Below are 16,764 nucleotides of genomic sequence, written 5' to 3'. Positions count from 1 at the left end.
AAGGCGTCACTTATTTTACTAAAGTGCCCTATAAAAAAATAATAAATCTTGCAGACTCATTCTGAAGATTTATTATTTTTGTTATTGATAGTTTTCTGTAATTAAATCTTTGTGGTGACCTGGGCATGGTTTTAAATCAGGCACATAACTGATCGATAGCCAATAACTAGGTTAAATTTCGTTGTATAGTTAGGTTCATAGCCATTTAGTAAGCAAGTATCGGTATATGAATAGTGAATACGTCCGCACTAATAACGTAACAGTCTCTAAAAAGCCAGAGGCTACCTCCCGTAAAGCATCAATAGTTGCTTTGCTAATTGGTTTGTTATTGTGTGTTATAATGGTTGAATTAGTGGCCCAGGCTTTTTACTTTTTTGTTGTAAAAAGGCAACTGGATTCTGTAAAAACCTCGGCTTTTTTTTATCTCCAAAAATCAGGTAATGATGAACTGGGCTATGAACTTAGACCCACAGTAAATCTTATAAATGATGGACGACTATTGCTAATTAATCCGTTGGGCGTTCGTGAAAAATCAGACACGATACAAAAGCAAAAACGACGTATCGGTCTGCTGGGAGATTCAGTTGTTTTTGGTATCAATCAGAGTCAGGATAGTACGTTAAGTGAGCTAACGGAAGATATTAGAGGAGGTAACATCCAGGTGATTAATCTGGGTGTACCTGGTTATGCTACTCCACAAATGATTCCTCAGTTAAAAAAATACCAGCCAACGTATCAATTTGATGAGGTTGTTTATTTGCTGAATCTCAATGATTTTACGCTAAGAAATTCGATCTATGAAGGGGCCGATAACGGCGTTTATCGTTACTTTAATCCACCTACTTTTAAATCACTATGGTTTTTGCGAAAACTGATTTATCGGATAAAGAAAAAAGGAGAAGTGATGTATAATTCTGCCTACTATCACTGGGCATTTAACGGTACAAAAGATAAAATATTTGAAAGTTTACATACCTTAAAAGAACAAACTACTGTTCCATTTAGTGTAATTATTCTACCAGCTGGAATTGGTTATAAAAATAATACGTATGAGCTAGCTGATATGACAGATGAAATTGAACAGTTCCTCAAAAAAGAGAATATTCGTTACGTCAGTCCTGTTAATGAATATAGTAAAAATACAACAACACTATTAGATGAGACGGACCATTTGACTATAAAAGGGAATAAAGTAATGGCTCAAATCATTTCAGATGTACTTACAAAATAAAATTTCCATAAAGAACGATATTTGTTGCGATGATTAAGCCGTAAAACTGTGGCTACTAACGCTACTATCTCTTACAGAAGAAGCATCTTTCTTCGATTAGCGGTTATTCCCATAGCAGCATTAGTAGCCTCGCATGTCGTTTTTAGTCAGATCTTTCCCGGCCAGCCTGGCTATCACTTTCCCTGGTCGTACTTCTTGACCGTTGCTACAGTGATGTTTTCCTGTTGGGAAGTTAACCTGTTCATTTTCAGATGGCTCGATGATCGATTGCCTTTCTGGCAGAATCCCACTCGTCGGCTTATATTTCAGATTATACTCGGTGGCGTTGCTACGTTGCTAACATTCGCAGTGGTGTTTCCGCTGGCACAGCGCTTATACATGCAGCATTGGCCCACTCCAGCTATGGTAACAAGGGGCGTAGTTGTTTGTGTTACGTTAGCCACATTTGTCAACGGGGGCTACGTTGGTTTTTATCTGATGCAGGCATTTTGGGCTGAACGTCAGAATAATACGTCTGAAAGTAAATTGGCTCTGGCCGATGCCAATACGTTACCAAATTCTCAAACTCTGGTCAGTGTAGACGTAAGCAATGGGCAGTTACGCTTGCCCCCGGAGGAAATTGCGTATTTCTATTCGGCAGGTGGACTGATTTTATTGGTCAAAACCGATGGACTACAGATTGCTACGCGCTATGCATCGTTTGCGCAACTGACTCCCAGTCTTGACGGCCGGTATTTCTTTCAGTTGAGTCGCCAGTTTATAGTGAGCCTGGGAGCTGTTCGCGCTGTTCAGGATGACGTCAATCGTAAACTGATCGTTACGTTAGTACCCGCCCTGCACCGCCAGGAATCGCATCAGGAGGTTGTCGTGAGCCGATACCGACGTATTGACCTGCACAAATGGATGCAGTCTGTCGAATAGCGACCACTCATCGTTGTTTGGGCTACCATTCATTTTTTGCCACAACAAATACCGTTTTTTGAAGCTGGTTGGGGTTTTCCTTTGTAGCTGCAAGCCCTGATGCTTGCCTGAAAACAACAACCTTATGCAACCCAATTTAACACACTTACATGAATCAACACCTCCCTGGTTAGAGGCAGAGTTTGTACTCACTACGTTTGTAACACTGTATTTTCTCTACGTAGCAGTCGGGCGCGTTTCGAAACGGAAAGCTACAAGTCTGCTAATAATCTGTATGTGCTGGCTGACCTTTTTAATTTGGCTGGCTTATCAACACTTTTTTCAACAACTTGCTGGCTTCCCACCCCACTTTTTGCTGGCAATCGGCCCGCCGTTTGGGCTGATCATTGGCGTTTTGATTATCCCAAAAAGCCGCGCCTGGATACGTGGGTTGCCGCTCTCCACACTCACGCTTGTACACGTAGTGCGCGTGCCGGTTGAGCTGACATTATACAGTTTGTTTCTCTATCAGCAGATTCCCGAACTGATGACGTTTGCAGGACGCAATTTCGACGTACTGTCAGGGCTAACGGCTCCCGTGATGGCCTGGCTGGTGTTTCGTCAGAAATCTATTTCGCTACGTTGGCTGCTTCTCTGGAACGTAGTAGCGCTGGGGCTGGTGCTGAATATTGTCATTCACGCGATTTTGTCCGCTCCATTTCCGTTCCAGCAACTTGCTTTCGGCCAGCCAAACGTGGGCGTGTTGAAGGCTCCTTATGTCTGGTTGCCGGGTTTCATTGTGCCGGTGGTATTATTCAGTCATGTGGTTAGCCTGCTTCAGTTGATTTCAGTACTACGTCGTTCCAGATTGTCAGTAGCGTCAGTCTGACTACCAAAACGCTCTCTACAGCAAGGATATACGTAGCATTTCCTGTTATTCTGTCCAAACGATTCATGCAGTTAACTAACTACCTGACTGGTGACTTGTGAACGATCTTTATTTAGTAGAAAACAAATGTTTATCAGCAGGATAGGCATAAGATATTGACTTTTTCCGGCACTTTAGAACGTATCAATATCCTCCGACTTTCGTTAATTAACTAAGAAAACTCCTACTCGCGTTGCGTCTGACTGGCGATAACCTATGCTGAGAAAAATCGTAAAATAATTTGGCCACATATTCCCGAAAGCGATAGGCTACCAGTAATTTGGTAGCCTATCGCTTTTTTCAGAATACTGGATCGAATGTAAAGGCTATTTATTGGTGTAAATCAGAATGGATTCGGCCTGCACGACTACCGAATCGCAGCCGTTCAAATTTTCAGGAGCCGCAACAAGCCCATGCCATTTCGGATCGGCCGAATCGAGTAGTTTTTGCCAGGGACGGTCGCAAACAGGCATCGTAAATGATTGACTTTCTTTCGAAAAATTCAGGAGACAAACGACCGTTTCCATACCCGACGTAGCTACCCAATCGACCTGTTTGTGTTGTCGCAGCAGCATAATCGTTTGTTTGGTTTCGTCAACAACAACAGCTACTGATTCACGGTCTGGATGACGTAGCGACGATTGTTTTCGGAGAGCCAGCAGGGTTTGATAATAACGGAACAACGTAGCGTGCGGCTCCTGATCGCGCAGTTCCCAATTAAGTTTCGATTTCCCGAAGGTTCGCTCATCCTGCGCATCGGGGGCTTCGGCCACGCCCTGAAACGCGGCAAACTCCCGACGACGCCCCTGCCGAACAGCTTCAATCAGGTTTGGATCAGTATGACTCACGAAATACAGAAACGGGTTCAACTCACCCCATTCTTCACCCATGAACAGCATCGGCAGATAAGGGCTGCTCATAACGGCCCCCGCCATGAGTTTCTGCATGGCCAGACTCACGAGCTGAGCAGGTCGCTCACCCAGCATTCGGTTGCCAATGTGATCGTGATTTTGCGAGAAAACCACAAACTGTCGTCCCGCATGACCCGCCGTCGATTTTCCGACGATACGTGCCCGCCGGGGCATATACGTACCGTCGTATACGTAAGCGTCTTTGTAGGATTTTGCCAGATGCTGAACTCCGTTATAATCAGCGTAGTAGCCTTTCTGCTCACCGGTAGCCGTTACCCGGAGGGCATGGTGAAATTCGTCGTTCCACTGAGCATCCATACCATAACCCTGCTGCGCCAGTGCCTGAATAAATTTGGTTTCGTTCTGGTCCGATTCGATAATCAGGTAATGCTGCCGGCCCATTTGGCGAATCAATTCATCGACATATTCCTTAATTTCACGTAGCAAATGCACTTCACGAGCATCGTGAATGGCGTGGGCCGCGTCGATACGTAGCGCGTCGATGTGAAAATCCCGAAACCACATCAATACGTTCTCAATGAAATACCGGCGTACGCTGTCGCTGTAATCATCATCGAAATTGAGGGCATGGCCCCAGGGCGTCTGGTAACGGTTGGTGAAGTAGGGGCCATAATCGGCAAAATAATTCCCTTCAGGACCCATGTGATTATACACTACGTCGAGAACGACTGCCAAACCTTTTCGGTGACAGGCATCGACTAACTGTTGCAGCCCGATTGCACCACCGTATGAGTTTTGCACGGCATATGGGCAAACACCATCGTAGCCCCAGTTACGTGTACCTGGAAACTGCGCAACTGGCATGATTTCGATGGCATTGATACCCAGTTCAATCAGGTAATCGAGCCGGCTTTCGATGCCCGCAAACGTACCGTCGGGCGTGAACGTACCGGTATGAAGTTCATAAAGCAGATAATCGTCGAGCGGTAGATTTTTCCAGTCGGCATCCGTCCAGTTAAATTCCGACGTATCGATGGCCTGCGAGGGACCGTGAACACCCTCAGGTTGTGAAAGCGAAGCCGGGTCGGGCCTGTCGAGAGTATCATTCAGAATAAATGTATACGTATCGCCGGGCTGGAGTTGCTGGGTAGAGGTTTGCCAGTACGTACCATCCGATTGTAGATGAATGGTTTGCTGTTGTTGATGAAGGCGAAGACAGACACTTTGTGCAAAAGGAGCCCAGACACGTACACAAGCCCCTTCTGGTGAGAACGTAACGCCGAGAGTTCGACGGTTAATTAAGGTTTGATGCATAGGTTGAATCAGTGGTTATGCATCAAACTATGCATCAGTCAGTTGTGTTAGCAGAAATGAAAAAAACGTTTCGGGGTATCAGGATTTCCGTGGCGTCAGATGTTTTGGGAAGACGCTGCTTATCAGACGTTCACTTCGATGGTGGTTCCTTTATCAGCAATAACGCGGAACGTACCGCCCAATTCCTGGGCCCTCTTCTGCATGTTTTGCAGGCCGTAATGTTGTTCAGAAATGGTTGCATCGGGTAATTTGAACCCCTGCCCATTATCGTGAATACTCAGGTTTATACCTTTGGTTTCCTGTACGTTTAGCTGCACGATAGCCTCTGTTGCGCGGGCGTGTTTCACTACGTTATTAAGCGCTTCCTGCACAATTCGGAATAGGTTCAGCACCTGCGACGACGTAAGCCGTTTGGTTGTTGAGCCCGTCAACTGCACATCGACCGACAGGCCATCGGTTTCGTGAACGTAGCGGTTGATGTATTGATTGAGTCGCTCACCAAACTCTTCTACCGTAAAGCTTTCCTGATGGATGGCCCAGATCGTTTCGCGCAGGAGTTTAACGGCCTCGCGGGTATGCAGCACAATAGTCCGTAACTGATTCGCCCATTTTTTACCGTCCTTAACCGGTTGGCGTTCGGCCTGATCACTGATATGGGTCAGATTCGTTACGACGAAAGCCAGGTGGGCGCCGACATTATCGTGTAAATCGCGGGCAATACGTTCTTTTTCAACCAGTAAGTTGTTTTTGAGGGCCAATGTCTGGACCTCGGCTTCGTAGGTTCGCTGCTGCTGAGCAGTGTGTTCTTTAATGAGCTGCTCGGTTTTGTCGCGCTCCACTTTATAGCGGTAAGCTAGACCAATGGTCAGGACAAATACCTCAAACAGACCAGCAAGGGCGTAATACGCAAAATTAGCAACAGCCTCATACGTAGGAATAAGGCCGAAATTTGAAAATACCTGTCCGAGATTGAGGGTATAATAGGGTAATACCGCAATCAGGTATAACCAGGCTTCACGAACGTGATACCGCCGAACAATACTAATGATTATATACGCTACGATTATGGGCATCGGAATCCAGTATATAATCGTAAAAAGACGTACGGCAACCAACTCAACCAGCGGGGTGAACGGAACAAAACGTTCAATCGTCAGGGCAATAAGCCCAACTACACAGCACCACAGCACCACCGTCCCGACGGTATGCCAGCGATGCGAGGGTGTATGGCGCAAGGGCAAAAAAGTACGAACAAAGGTGAGCTGTGAATAGAACAGAATGAGTGGAAACAGAAAATAAACGTTTTGCCGGGGAAGCAGAAACTGCTCATCAAAGGCGAACTGATTCAGAAAACCGTCGTTGATAACGAAAAAACCAACCAGCCCGAGCAGGCAGAAAATATATCGGGAATAAATAGGCGCGAACGTAGTGAGGAAAAAAATCAGGCTCATGATCGCTACAAACGTGAGCGTGAACAAAACCCCTCCCCAGAATAAATACCCTTTCTGAACCTCACTTTCGTAGGAAGATTCGGGAATGAAGTTGATCGGAATAAGCTGCGCACCCCGTTGTTTGTAAATCCGCAGGTATGCTGTTACGTTCTGTCCGGCTGGTATTGTTAGCGGGAACCAGTAATGCCGGTGATTTTTGATACGTTGGTTAGCTGGTGTTTTCCACCCAATGACCGGCGAAATCGACAAAATTCTCTGCTGGTCATCGACGACAAAAAGCTGTAGCTGGTCGAAACTCCAGAAGTCTATTTCAGTCAGCCATTTTTGCGGTTTTGTGGTAGGATTGTGTAATCGATAACGTAGCCAGATAGGGCGCGATGCCTGAATACCACTGATATAGCCAAAATTGGGCACCGGGCTATCGACGGGACGAAAAGCAGAACTGATGGCCGGATGCATTACGTCGTCGAGGCTACGGATACGTAGCGAGTCCAGAAAATAAGCCATGTGGCCGCGTAGGGAAAGCGGCTGATTATCGGTCGGGAGCACCAGAATCGGTTGGTCGGCTACAGGTTGCCCCATCAGTTGGAAAGCGATCAGGCAACCGCTCAGTAGCCATATAAACCGGTACAGAGAATGTCTCATTCGTGCTTCTGAATACCACGAATGTAGGTAATTTATGGATTCTTCGGGCGATAATGTAACGTAATGCAGTTGGAAACCTGAGCGTATGGTGTAGCAAAAGAGGGTTTCTACCTGCGCTACAACGTAACAGACTGCGCTACGTTGCATAACTAATTTACTGACCTACATTTACTTTAGCGCCGGATTCAAAAATCAGCTTCTGACCGAGGTCAAAATTGATCTGAAGGGCCACGCCGATGTAGCTGGCCGGTACCGTTACGTTGTGTTTAATCTGAACAACATCGCTGCTGGTTGGCAAACAATTACAGGACCAGGTGGTAGGCTCATTCCACAAGCCGTTACGTACCGTATAGATAGCCGGACTTGGTAAAGGCGCTCCCTGGACCCAGATGCCGAAACTATGTGCAGGCACCGTAACACGTAGCATACCGCTGCTCGACACAATCGGTTGAGTAGTTGAAGTTGTGCCTGCTACGTTCCTGAATATCACACCCGAAGCCACACCGTTACGTTGCACTACCGGCACCTCTACATCGGCAGTTTGATCGCTATAATTAATCACGTTGAGTACTTCCTTACCACCGATACTACCTGAAGCATTGTTTTGATAAATGAGCGTCCGTTTGTAGCAACCCGTGAAATAGTTGAGTGCAGGGCCACCAAATTTATTAAGGTAATCGATTCCGGTCGAGCCGCTGATGTACGTTTTTAGTACATGCAGTAACTGGTCGATTTCGGTTTTTAAGCCACCTTGAGGCCAGTTCGGGAAATAGATGTATGTCTGCGGTACACAGGTCGAACCGTTCCAGGTCGTTACCGTGGCTGGATAGCCGTAGTAGTCGGGCCAGAATACCGTTGGTACGCCTAAGTGATTGTTGGTGAGTAAGTACGCGTAGCTGTTGATCGCGTCGGCCCGGTCGTGTATGAGCGCATCACCAAACGTTGGGTCGGTGCTACGGAAGTCGTGATTGTTTAGCATTGTCACTACGTTGTTTCGACTGAAGCCGCTACCATCGTGCAGGCTGCCTGTAAAAATGCTACGTACATCCCACGAGTTCGAATCATTACAATCGGATGACGTACTGACGCCGTTACCACCATCGCTGGCTTTTTTCAACTGGTCGCGGAGGTTAAAATCAAATACTTTCGGATTGAGATTACCTGCTCCACAAGCGTTTAGTTTGTTGTATACCTCATTAAGCCAGCTCCCCTGTGGACCAGGGTCTTGTCCATACCATTCGCCTACAATCAGGCTGGGATCTTTACCAGCCGCGTGCATGGCACAGAGCAAATCGCCCACGAACGACGCCGGAAAATGCTTGATGGCATCCATGCGCAGCCCTCGAATGCCAACCTGATCCCAACTCCAGAGCGTCCAGTCGATTAGTTTTTGTTTTGTATCGGGATTCTGGTGGTCATAATCATAGAAATAATCCATACTCTGTTGACTCCAGGCGGGACCCAGACACGTAGCGCTTACATCTGACGCCGGGTCGCCCGACCAGTTGGGCCGGAAGTTGTTGCCATTCATGCAGGGGCCACCACCCAGCAAACCGCAGAAATTGGTAAACGTCTGCGCCCGAAGTTTATAACTGGGGTTGATGCCGCCACTCAAAAACATAGTACCTACCTCCGCCAAATCGCGCGCCGAACCGTTTCCTGACGCACCTAAGGGGTCGTACCAGATTTTCCAGGGGCGATGATTGGAGTAAGACGTAATATCGCCCGGATTGATGTTGATCATCTGGATAAACAACGTATCGGTCGCGTTGAAATCGGACGTATTGAGTGCAATCTGAAACTCATCATTATCGCCATTCGAATCAATCGTAACCTGGTAATTTGTTCCCAACTGAATCGCGTAAGCAGGGCCTTGCTCAGGAGCTACGACCGCTGTCGGATTAACGGGCGACCAGCGCGAACCACCTATTTTGTTCGTAGTAACATAGAGCATATATTGGCTTCCTGAGTACGTATTGGTTCGGGAACTGATGTTAACATAGTAGTTACCGATACCGTTACCTGATGAACCACCCACAGGCAAAATTAGTCGGTAACGATCCGACGGCATGGCGTATTGATAGCAATTCTGATTGCTCATATTGCCCGAATGGTTCATGACATAATCCAGCACCGGATCGTTGGTTTCAGGAGCGCCACCATCGCGGTGGTTGTAAATCATATCGCCCACGACCTGCATTCCCGCGCTACTAAATGTGGATACCATATTCAGAATCTGCTGTTTTGTGCCGAGGGCCGTAAGCGTGCTGTTGGTGCCGATGTACAAGTCTTTCGGGTCGTAGCCGCCACTGTTTGGGCCGTTTCCCTGAAACGGTGGTGTCCAGATGTGAGTGAAACCAGATCCGGCCAATTGAGCCGCTTTGGCCCCCATTGTATCAGCCCAGACAGCTCCACACTGGGCTTTGGGTATATCATAGTAAAACCCCTGCATCAATACTTGCTGGGCGTTTACGGAATTCATGATACTAGTAAATCCAGTAATTAGGAGGAGAAAGTTGTGCGCTAATTTCATGGGTTTAGTTTTTATTAGCTGAGAAAGCTGGTTGGATTCTTAGGTGAGTTTTAGTAGCCTGGACGTCCAGGAGCGGAAAGAAGTAATTCACCCGGACGTCCAGGCTACTAAAAAGCTGCTGAAACTTTTATTTCAGAACAATGCGCTGGCTGAGACGTATCACCCCCTCACGTAGCGTTAGCAGATACACGCCTGTTGAAAGGGAAGTTTTGGGAATAAGTCGATAGGTGGTTCCGGATTCAACCTGAAGGTCGAACGTAACGGATTGCCCATTCAGCGAAGTTAATCGGAGGTTTGCGGGGCGTACGTTTTTTAGACGGATACGTATCGGCTGCATTTCAGCGGGGTTTCCTAGTATCTCCAAAAGAGGCTGCTTTTCGTTAAACACGACGCCGATAGTTTTAGAATAGGACGTACTACCATCTGTATCAACCTGTCGTAAGCGGTAGTAATTATCCCCATTCAAGGGTGATTTGTCAATGAAAACGTACTGTTGTCGCGATGATGTAGTGCCTTTGCCATTTTCCTGACCAATCGCTTCAAATGACGTAGCATCAGCGCTACGTTCGATGATAAAATGGCTATTATTTTGCTCGATTGAACTTTCCCATACTACGTTGATGAGGCCATCGCCTGCTTTTGCACTGAACGAAACGATACGTACCGGCAAGGGATTCGGGACAATCTGCCAGCACTGGTAATCAACTTCGTAGCGTGCGCGACCATGAAATCCCGGCCCAATTGTTACACGGGCATCTGCATTGCCAAACGCCCGACCCAGATCAATAGCGGCTGTGGCTGAAAAGTCGATGGTGAACGTACCGCCAGTCTGACTGATGCTGCCAATAGGAACGGTTGACGTTTGCTGAAGAGCAGTTCCAAACGATGCTACGTTGTTGCCCGCCGATGGGTAATACCACGACTGGTTGGGTTGCTGTAGTGCCCAATCGTACTGGTTACCATTTCCGGCATCGTTCACTACCAGATTTTGCGTAACTGTCTGATTCCCTGTTGAACCACTACCACCATATTTACTCGACAACCAGTTTAACTGATAGTTGGCCGTGATATTGAAACTGGATTGCCCGCCTGAGTTTCCACCAATCACCAGAAATCGAAGTTCACCCGCGCCTACACCCGAGCCGTCGCAGACGGAACCGTCGTCGATGACAATCCGGGCGGCAGTTGGCAGGCAGACTGTTCCGGCGGTAGCTCCGTTTGGAACAGATGATTCTGGGTGGAGATTTGTCCATTCGGTCAGGGTGACGCGCCGGGTAGCAGTTGAGGAAGAGGGCCAGTTGCTGCCCGACGTAGTGCCTCCACAACCGGGATTTTGAGATATAGTCAGTCCGCTCAAGTTGCTGCCGCTTTCGCCGATGTTGCCGAAAATTTGCTTCTGAATAATTGGACAACCGGATACGACGGTTGAGGGTAAATCGGGCGGACATTTTAGATCCAATCCAAAAGAACTATCATTTGTGCCGCAGCTACCCGTACCAGATTTGCAGCCCGTTCGCTGCGGACCTGTTGTATATGTACTGGAACTAACGGCCTGCCAAACGTAACCCGATGCGGGAGTAATGGAAGGCTGCGCAACCGAAATCAGGGATAACGTATTTAAGAAAAGTGTAGCAGCAACGTATCGTTTTCTCATAGCGTATTTGCAGAGCTTAGGAATAGTCAGCCCTGAAATACATAAAATAATCTTTTACAAACAAATATGATACAAATAAATATACTGAAATGTTAATTAAATTCACTAAACTGATTCTTGCTTTTTTATTGACATGGATTTTACATAACTACGATTTCCTATAAGACAGAAAGGCGTGACATTGGTAACGGGCTATTGGAGTCTAATTCTTGAACCTGACTCCAATAGAACATTAAGGTTTGTATTGAACCTGTTTACACTTTTGAATACAGGATACAAGCGAGCGTTTTAGTCATTCTGACGCAGGAAAAATCTTAAAATATCCTGACTCTCAAACAAGGATACCTTAAGATTTCTCCTGCGTCAGAATGACAAAAACCGTTCACGAATAAAAGTTTAAACAACCTATTTACAAGGTATACCCGCCGTTATATTGCCGCTTCACGAACTGATTCGCATAGTCGTAGTTCGTGATTTTCATTGCATTACCATCCCATAACAGCTTTTTACGGCCCGTAAACTTGCCGTCTTCGCGCGCTAGATAGGAACGTGTGGCCAGATTACCCATCAGAACGGTTTCGGTGAGTGGCCCGGACTGATCGAATGAGGAGGACGTATAGGCGCCAAATCCTTGTTTGCAGGCTTTTACCCATTGTTGCTGGTGGCCTTCGGTTTTTCCCTCCACGAGCGGCCGCTCCGGTGCTGGCAGGGTTTTATCCCCAAACTTATCCACAGGTAGTAGTTTCGGGTTATTTCCGAACAGTCCACCCGTCAACATGCCTTTTGTTCCGATGAAGAGAATACCACCATCGATATCACGGAAGACATCACTGTACTCCACGCCATCAGGTAACTGGGGGCGGATGCCGCCATCGAACCAGGAAAATTTTATTTCCTTAACCTTCTTATTGTCAGATGGAAACGTTATGTGAATCGCCGACGAAGGTGGGCAGACGTCGTCATAAAATGCTTCCTGAAAAAAGTCAGAATACACCGATCCGACGCTGCATTCGACTGAAGTTGGGTATTTCAGATTGAGGGCGCGGAACGGTACGTCCATGAAATGACAACCCATATCGCCCAGGGCGCCCGTACCAAAATCCCAGTAACCGCGCCAGCGGGTAGGCATATAGGCTGAATGATACTCGCGCTGGGGGGCCGTACCAAGCCAAAGTGGCCAGTTCACTTCGGCCGGAACCGGCTGCGATTCACCTTTGTCTTTCGGTGATTTAACACCCTGCGGCCACACTGGGCGGTTTGTCCAGCAATAAACCGTATGCACGTGGCCAATCATTTTTTTCTGAATGACCGCTTCGATAACGCGGGTTGCATCGCCCGAACTGCCCTGATTGCCCATCTGCGTCACCACTTTGTACTTTTGAGCAGCTTCGGTCAACATGCGGGCTTCGTAGATGTCGTGCGTCAGCGGTTTTTCTACGTATACGTGCTTACCCAACTGCATGGCCGCCATTGCGATGGGCGCGTGCATGTGGTCGGGTGTGCTGACAATAACGGCATCGAAACTTTTTCCGGCTTTGTCGAACATTTCCCGATAATCCTGAAAATAAGGCGCACTGGAAAACTGCTCCCGGAATTTTTTAGCCTGCCGATCATCTACGTCACACAGAGCGACGATATTGTCGGAGCCATTATTAAACGATAGGCGGATATTGACGTCAGCTTTGCCACCGCAACCGACAGCCGCGATATTGAGTTTGTCGGACGGTGCGATGATACGTGAACCATCTGGAGATTTTCCGCCCAACACATGACGGGGAACAATAAAGAAGCCAGCAGTAGCTAGTACGCTACCTTCCAGAAATTTACGGCGAGAGGGTTTAGACATAACCAAAGAGTGAAAGAGCGGATAATTGTATATGTATACAAACTTAAGATTTTTACTTATTCACTCTTTCACTCATTCAGTGTTTCGCTCTTTAATTTATCCCATAACCTGCCCCATTTTCATGGCGGTGCCCATATCGCCTTTTATTTTCAGTTTGCCTGTCATTACTGCCATCATAGGATTCAGATCGCCAGTACCTAACTTAACCAGGTTATCCACAGAGATGTGCAGTTCGCAATCGGCCGGTTTGTCGTCATTTGTGACCTGGGCAGGCGACTGCTTGGAATCAATAAAAATGTTTCCCTGCTCGGTTACGATTTTAATGGTGGCGTTTATGCTGTCGGCGTTCGTAAATTTGTTCCGAATCTGGTCGGTCAGTTCCTGAAGAGTCATAGCGATTGGCTTATGGTTTTTCAGAAAACGCTACCGAGTCAATAAAGTTTCTATTGCAGACATGATGCTGGAACGCCAGCCCGGCCGCCTTACTTATGCGCTCTCAATTTTTAACAGTACTCTGCATTCTTACTTTTCTAAGTTGCGCCCTGGGGTTGTTCGATGCTACGGTATCGTTTCTGCAAACGGATGCTGTTTCTACTACCCAACGTATCGATCGCCCAACTCCAGAAGCTGAAAAAACACCCAAACAATATTACGAAGACCGCTCCACTGGCGACGTACCGGTATCAAATGACCCCGACGAAGTACGGTCGCTGGCCATTGCGCAATTTGCCTATTCGTTGCTGACGCTTATTGGAGCTATTCTGATGTTCAGATTGTTACGTGTTGGTTTCTGGATATACGTAGCAGGCGTTGCTGCTGGACTACTACTACCTGTTGCGCTGGACGGATTTGGAGCGCTTGTTACGTCGTTCGGTGTATTTTTTAGCCTGCTTTTCGTCGGATTATACTGGACGACACTGAAGGAAATGCACTAGCTAGTCAGGGATTGCAGGGTAGCGCAGAGCGGGGATTGTACCGCGTTCTATGCTACCCTGCAATCCCTGCCAACTCACTTAACCTCCACCGGATTCAGGACACTCGCATCCGTATTGCTGACGAACGCCACGCGCTTGCTGTCGGGCGACCAGGATGGCGTATTGATCGTGCCCTGACCTCCATAGATATACGCAATAACTTTGGGTTTGCCGCCCGACATGGGCATCAGACGTAGGTAAACGTGTTTATAGGGCGGATGTTCGCCGGGTTTGACTTCGTCTTTGAGAAACGACAGAAAAACAATCCATTTGCCATCGGGCGAAATATGGGCGAACCAGTCGTGAAATTCGCCGTCCGTAACCGCTTCCTGACCGCTGCCATCGGGTTTCATGCGCCAGATTTGCATGGTGCCGGTGCGGTTGGAATTGAAATAAATCCATTTGCCATCGGGTGTATACTCGGGGCCATCGTCCAGACCTTGCGCGTCGGTCAACCGAACTTCTGGACCACCATCAGCGGGGACTTTATATACGTCAAATTCCTTATCGCGCGATCCGCAGAAAACCAGATGTTTGCCATCGGGCGACCAGCCGTGCAGGTACGAAGGCCCTTTTGGGGTAATCTGTTTCGGCGTACCTCCTTCTACGGGTACGGTGTAAATAATAGAACCACCGAGTGCGGTCACACCACTGCTCAATCCTATTTGTTTACCATCGAAGGAGATGACATGATCGTTATTGTTGTTTTTTACATCGCCCGTGTTCACAGTACGTACCTGTTTGGTAGCGAAATCAAACGCCTGTATCAAGCCACGTCCATTATAAATCAATGACTTGTTATCACTTGTCCAGTTAGGAGCCTGAATGGAATAAGTTTCGGTATGAATGACATCTCGTTTACCCGTCGCTACGTCGAGCAATTCGAGTCGGCTGCCCAGATTCATGCGATTCGGCTGTTCGGTAAGGCTCACTGGAACACTGATACGTACATCCTCGAACTGTGCCTTTTCTGTTACGTTCCGATTGGGCGCGCAGACGAACAAACCAACGTAAAGCTCTTCGCCCAAATCGAGCTCCGTTATGTCGCGGGTCTGAAACGGTTCGCCAAAACGAGCTACCCGCACGGTGAACGTAGTACCGCGACGCTCAAGCTGAATGATATCGGCGTTTTTTACAGACGTAGCATTTTCTTCGGACGTAGCACCGGCAGTTTTCCGAACCTGCAACAACGTAGCGCCGTCACCCTGAACCACAGCGCTCACTTGAGCGGCATCAGCCGATAAACTGCTACGTGCCATCCAGCCCATTTTTCGCCCGGAATTAGTGCCTTTGCCGATAAGTTGCCCTCGTCCATACACGATGAAATCGCCTTTGATACGTTTCCACAGAAAGTGAAATCCGTCCTGCGTACCACCCACTGTTGTGCCGGAACTGCTCAGCTCATACGTCTGATTAACAGCTTTGTACGTAGCTGTGCCGGGACGTACTGCCGGGCCGCTGCTGCTTTGTCCGTCAAAAATACCCACCGGATTTTGCTGGGCCGATGCTGACAAATTAGACGACCAGAATAGGACTGCCCATATGAGAAAAAACAGTTGTTTCATTTTTGTAAAAGGAGTAGGATGGATGGCCAGAGCAGTGTTTCCTGAGAAAAGAAAAAGGTATTGCCAACTTACTTTCTGTGGCAAATTTTTTTGCAGAAATATGTCTACGTATTAAACTTTAGATGAGCTAATTGGTCTTTAAATTACGCTGCGTGTAGAGCGTTGACACAGCGGATTTTATTAACACTTTCTATAAGGGCGCAGGTGTGATGAACCCATCCAAATTTAGAGAACCTTCGGGCAATTTTCAGGTTGAATCGACAAATGGGCTTGTAATTCGTTATATATCCAAACGTTGTGTTAACTGCCTTATGAATGCTTTTCGAGTTGGCGCTTTATTGATGATTCTGGGTATGACATTATCCTCCCTGGCGCCGAAATCTGACGACCCTGATGCCGTATTGGGGCGATGGCTGAGTTCTAAAAAACGGAACCAGGTTCAGATTTATAAACAGGGAAATAAATATTACGGCAAACTCGTCTGGATGCAGGAACCCATCGACCCGGTCACGAAAAAGCCGAAAGTCGATAGCGAAAATCCTGATGAAAACCTTCGGAGCCGACCGCTGATGCAGATGATATTGGTTTCTAATTTAAGTTATAAAGGCAATAATGTCTGGGGCGATGGAGAGGTTTATAATCCCGAAGATGGGAAAACCTACGGCTGCGAAATCACCCTAAGAGACCCAAATGCGATTGATATGCGCGGCTACGTAATGGGCATCAGTATGTTAGGAAAAACGCGTACCTGGACACGGGTGAAGTAGAAAATTGTAGCTATCAACCTGTAACGCTTTTTTGTCATTTTGAGGAACGAAGAATCTTAAAAACGCCTACCACTCAGGTAAGGA

At 47.3% G+C, this 16,764-nt stretch carries 12 protein-coding genes; 5 read left to right on the top strand and 7 right to left on the bottom strand.

The window, feature by feature from the left end; translation table 11 throughout:
- Positions 1 to 226: 226 nt before the first annotated feature.
- The 3 genes from IC229_RS24140 to IC229_RS24130 all read left to right on the top strand — a co-directional run bounded on the left by IC229_RS24140 (position 227) and on the right by IC229_RS24130 (position 3,020).
- Positions 227 to 1,231, top strand: a complete 1,005-nt coding sequence (locus tag IC229_RS24140) for an SGNH/GDSL hydrolase family protein (protein WP_190889670.1) — start codon at positions 227 to 229, stop codon at positions 1,229 to 1,231.
- Positions 1,232 to 1,444: 213 nt separating this feature from the next.
- The gene (locus IC229_RS24135; RefSeq protein ID WP_223834170.1) at positions 1,445 to 2,152 is read left to right on the top strand and encodes a LytTR family DNA-binding domain-containing protein; all 708 of its coding nucleotides are present in this window, start codon (positions 1,445 to 1,447) and stop codon (positions 2,150 to 2,152) included.
- Positions 2,153 to 2,276: 124 nt separating this feature from the next.
- On the top strand, positions 2,277 to 3,020 hold the full coding sequence (locus IC229_RS24130) for a hypothetical protein (RefSeq protein ID WP_190889666.1): 744 nt from the start codon (positions 2,277 to 2,279) through the stop codon (positions 3,018 to 3,020).
- Between the two features lie 365 nt (positions 3,021 to 3,385).
- On the opposite strand, the gene treZ is transcribed toward IC229_RS24130, so the two are convergent.
- From treZ to IC229_RS24100, 6 genes are all read right to left on the bottom strand, one after another.
- Positions 3,386 to 5,245 (bottom strand): malto-oligosyltrehalose trehalohydrolase, encoded by a 1,860-nt coding sequence (treZ, locus tag IC229_RS24125; RefSeq protein WP_190889664.1) that lies wholly within the window; start codon positions 5,243 to 5,245, stop codon positions 3,386 to 3,388.
- A gap of 122 nt (positions 5,246 to 5,367) precedes the next feature.
- Positions 5,368 to 7,341, bottom strand: a complete 1,974-nt coding sequence (locus tag IC229_RS24120) for a sensor histidine kinase (RefSeq protein ID WP_223834169.1) — start codon at positions 7,339 to 7,341, stop codon at positions 5,368 to 5,370.
- Positions 7,342 to 7,495: 154 nt separating this feature from the next.
- Entirely contained in the window at positions 7,496 to 9,823 is a 2,328-nt protein-coding gene (locus tag IC229_RS24115; protein WP_190889663.1) for an alpha-amylase family protein, read from the bottom strand.
- Positions 9,824 to 10,001: 178 nt separating this feature from the next.
- Positions 10,002 to 11,528 carry a T9SS type A sorting domain-containing protein gene (locus IC229_RS24110; RefSeq protein ID WP_190889661.1) on the bottom strand — a complete coding sequence of 509 codons (1,527 nt, stop codon included), beginning with the start codon at positions 11,526 to 11,528 and terminating at the stop codon, positions 10,002 to 10,004.
- Positions 11,529 to 11,937: 409 nt separating this feature from the next.
- On the bottom strand, positions 11,938 to 13,374 hold the full coding sequence (locus tag IC229_RS24105) for a Gfo/Idh/MocA family protein (RefSeq protein ID WP_190889659.1): 1,437 nt from the start codon (positions 13,372 to 13,374) through the stop codon (positions 11,938 to 11,940).
- 96 nt (positions 13,375 to 13,470) lie between these two features.
- The gene (locus tag IC229_RS24100; RefSeq protein ID WP_190889658.1) at positions 13,471 to 13,767 is read right to left on the bottom strand and encodes an SCP2 sterol-binding domain-containing protein; all 297 of its coding nucleotides are present in this window, start codon (positions 13,765 to 13,767) and stop codon (positions 13,471 to 13,473) included.
- A 95-nt stretch (positions 13,768 to 13,862) separates the two neighbouring features.
- Between IC229_RS24100 and IC229_RS24095 the strand changes: the two genes are divergently transcribed.
- The gene (locus tag IC229_RS24095) at positions 13,863 to 14,309 is read left to right on the top strand and encodes a hypothetical protein (protein ID WP_190889656.1); all 447 of its coding nucleotides are present in this window, start codon (positions 13,863 to 13,865) and stop codon (positions 14,307 to 14,309) included.
- Between the two features lie 74 nt (positions 14,310 to 14,383).
- Here the strand turns inward: IC229_RS24095 and IC229_RS24090 are convergent, their stop codons facing one another.
- Positions 14,384 to 15,913: a PD40 domain-containing protein gene (locus IC229_RS24090; protein WP_190889654.1), complete on the bottom strand. Its 1,530-nt coding sequence runs from the start codon at positions 15,911 to 15,913 to the stop codon at positions 14,384 to 14,386.
- A gap of 311 nt (positions 15,914 to 16,224) precedes the next feature.
- Here IC229_RS24090 and IC229_RS24085 point away from each other — a divergent pair, with 311 nt between their 5' ends.
- Positions 16,225 to 16,680: a DUF2147 domain-containing protein gene (locus IC229_RS24085; protein WP_190889653.1), complete on the top strand. Its 456-nt coding sequence runs from the start codon at positions 16,225 to 16,227 to the stop codon at positions 16,678 to 16,680.
- Positions 16,681 to 16,764 lie beyond the last annotated feature (84 nt).

This window comes from Spirosoma profusum (assembly GCF_014699005.1).
GTDB lineage: Bacteria > Bacteroidota > Bacteroidia > Cytophagales > Spirosomataceae > Spirosoma > Spirosoma profusum.
This window is presented reverse-complemented; position numbering and strand designations above follow the sequence as displayed.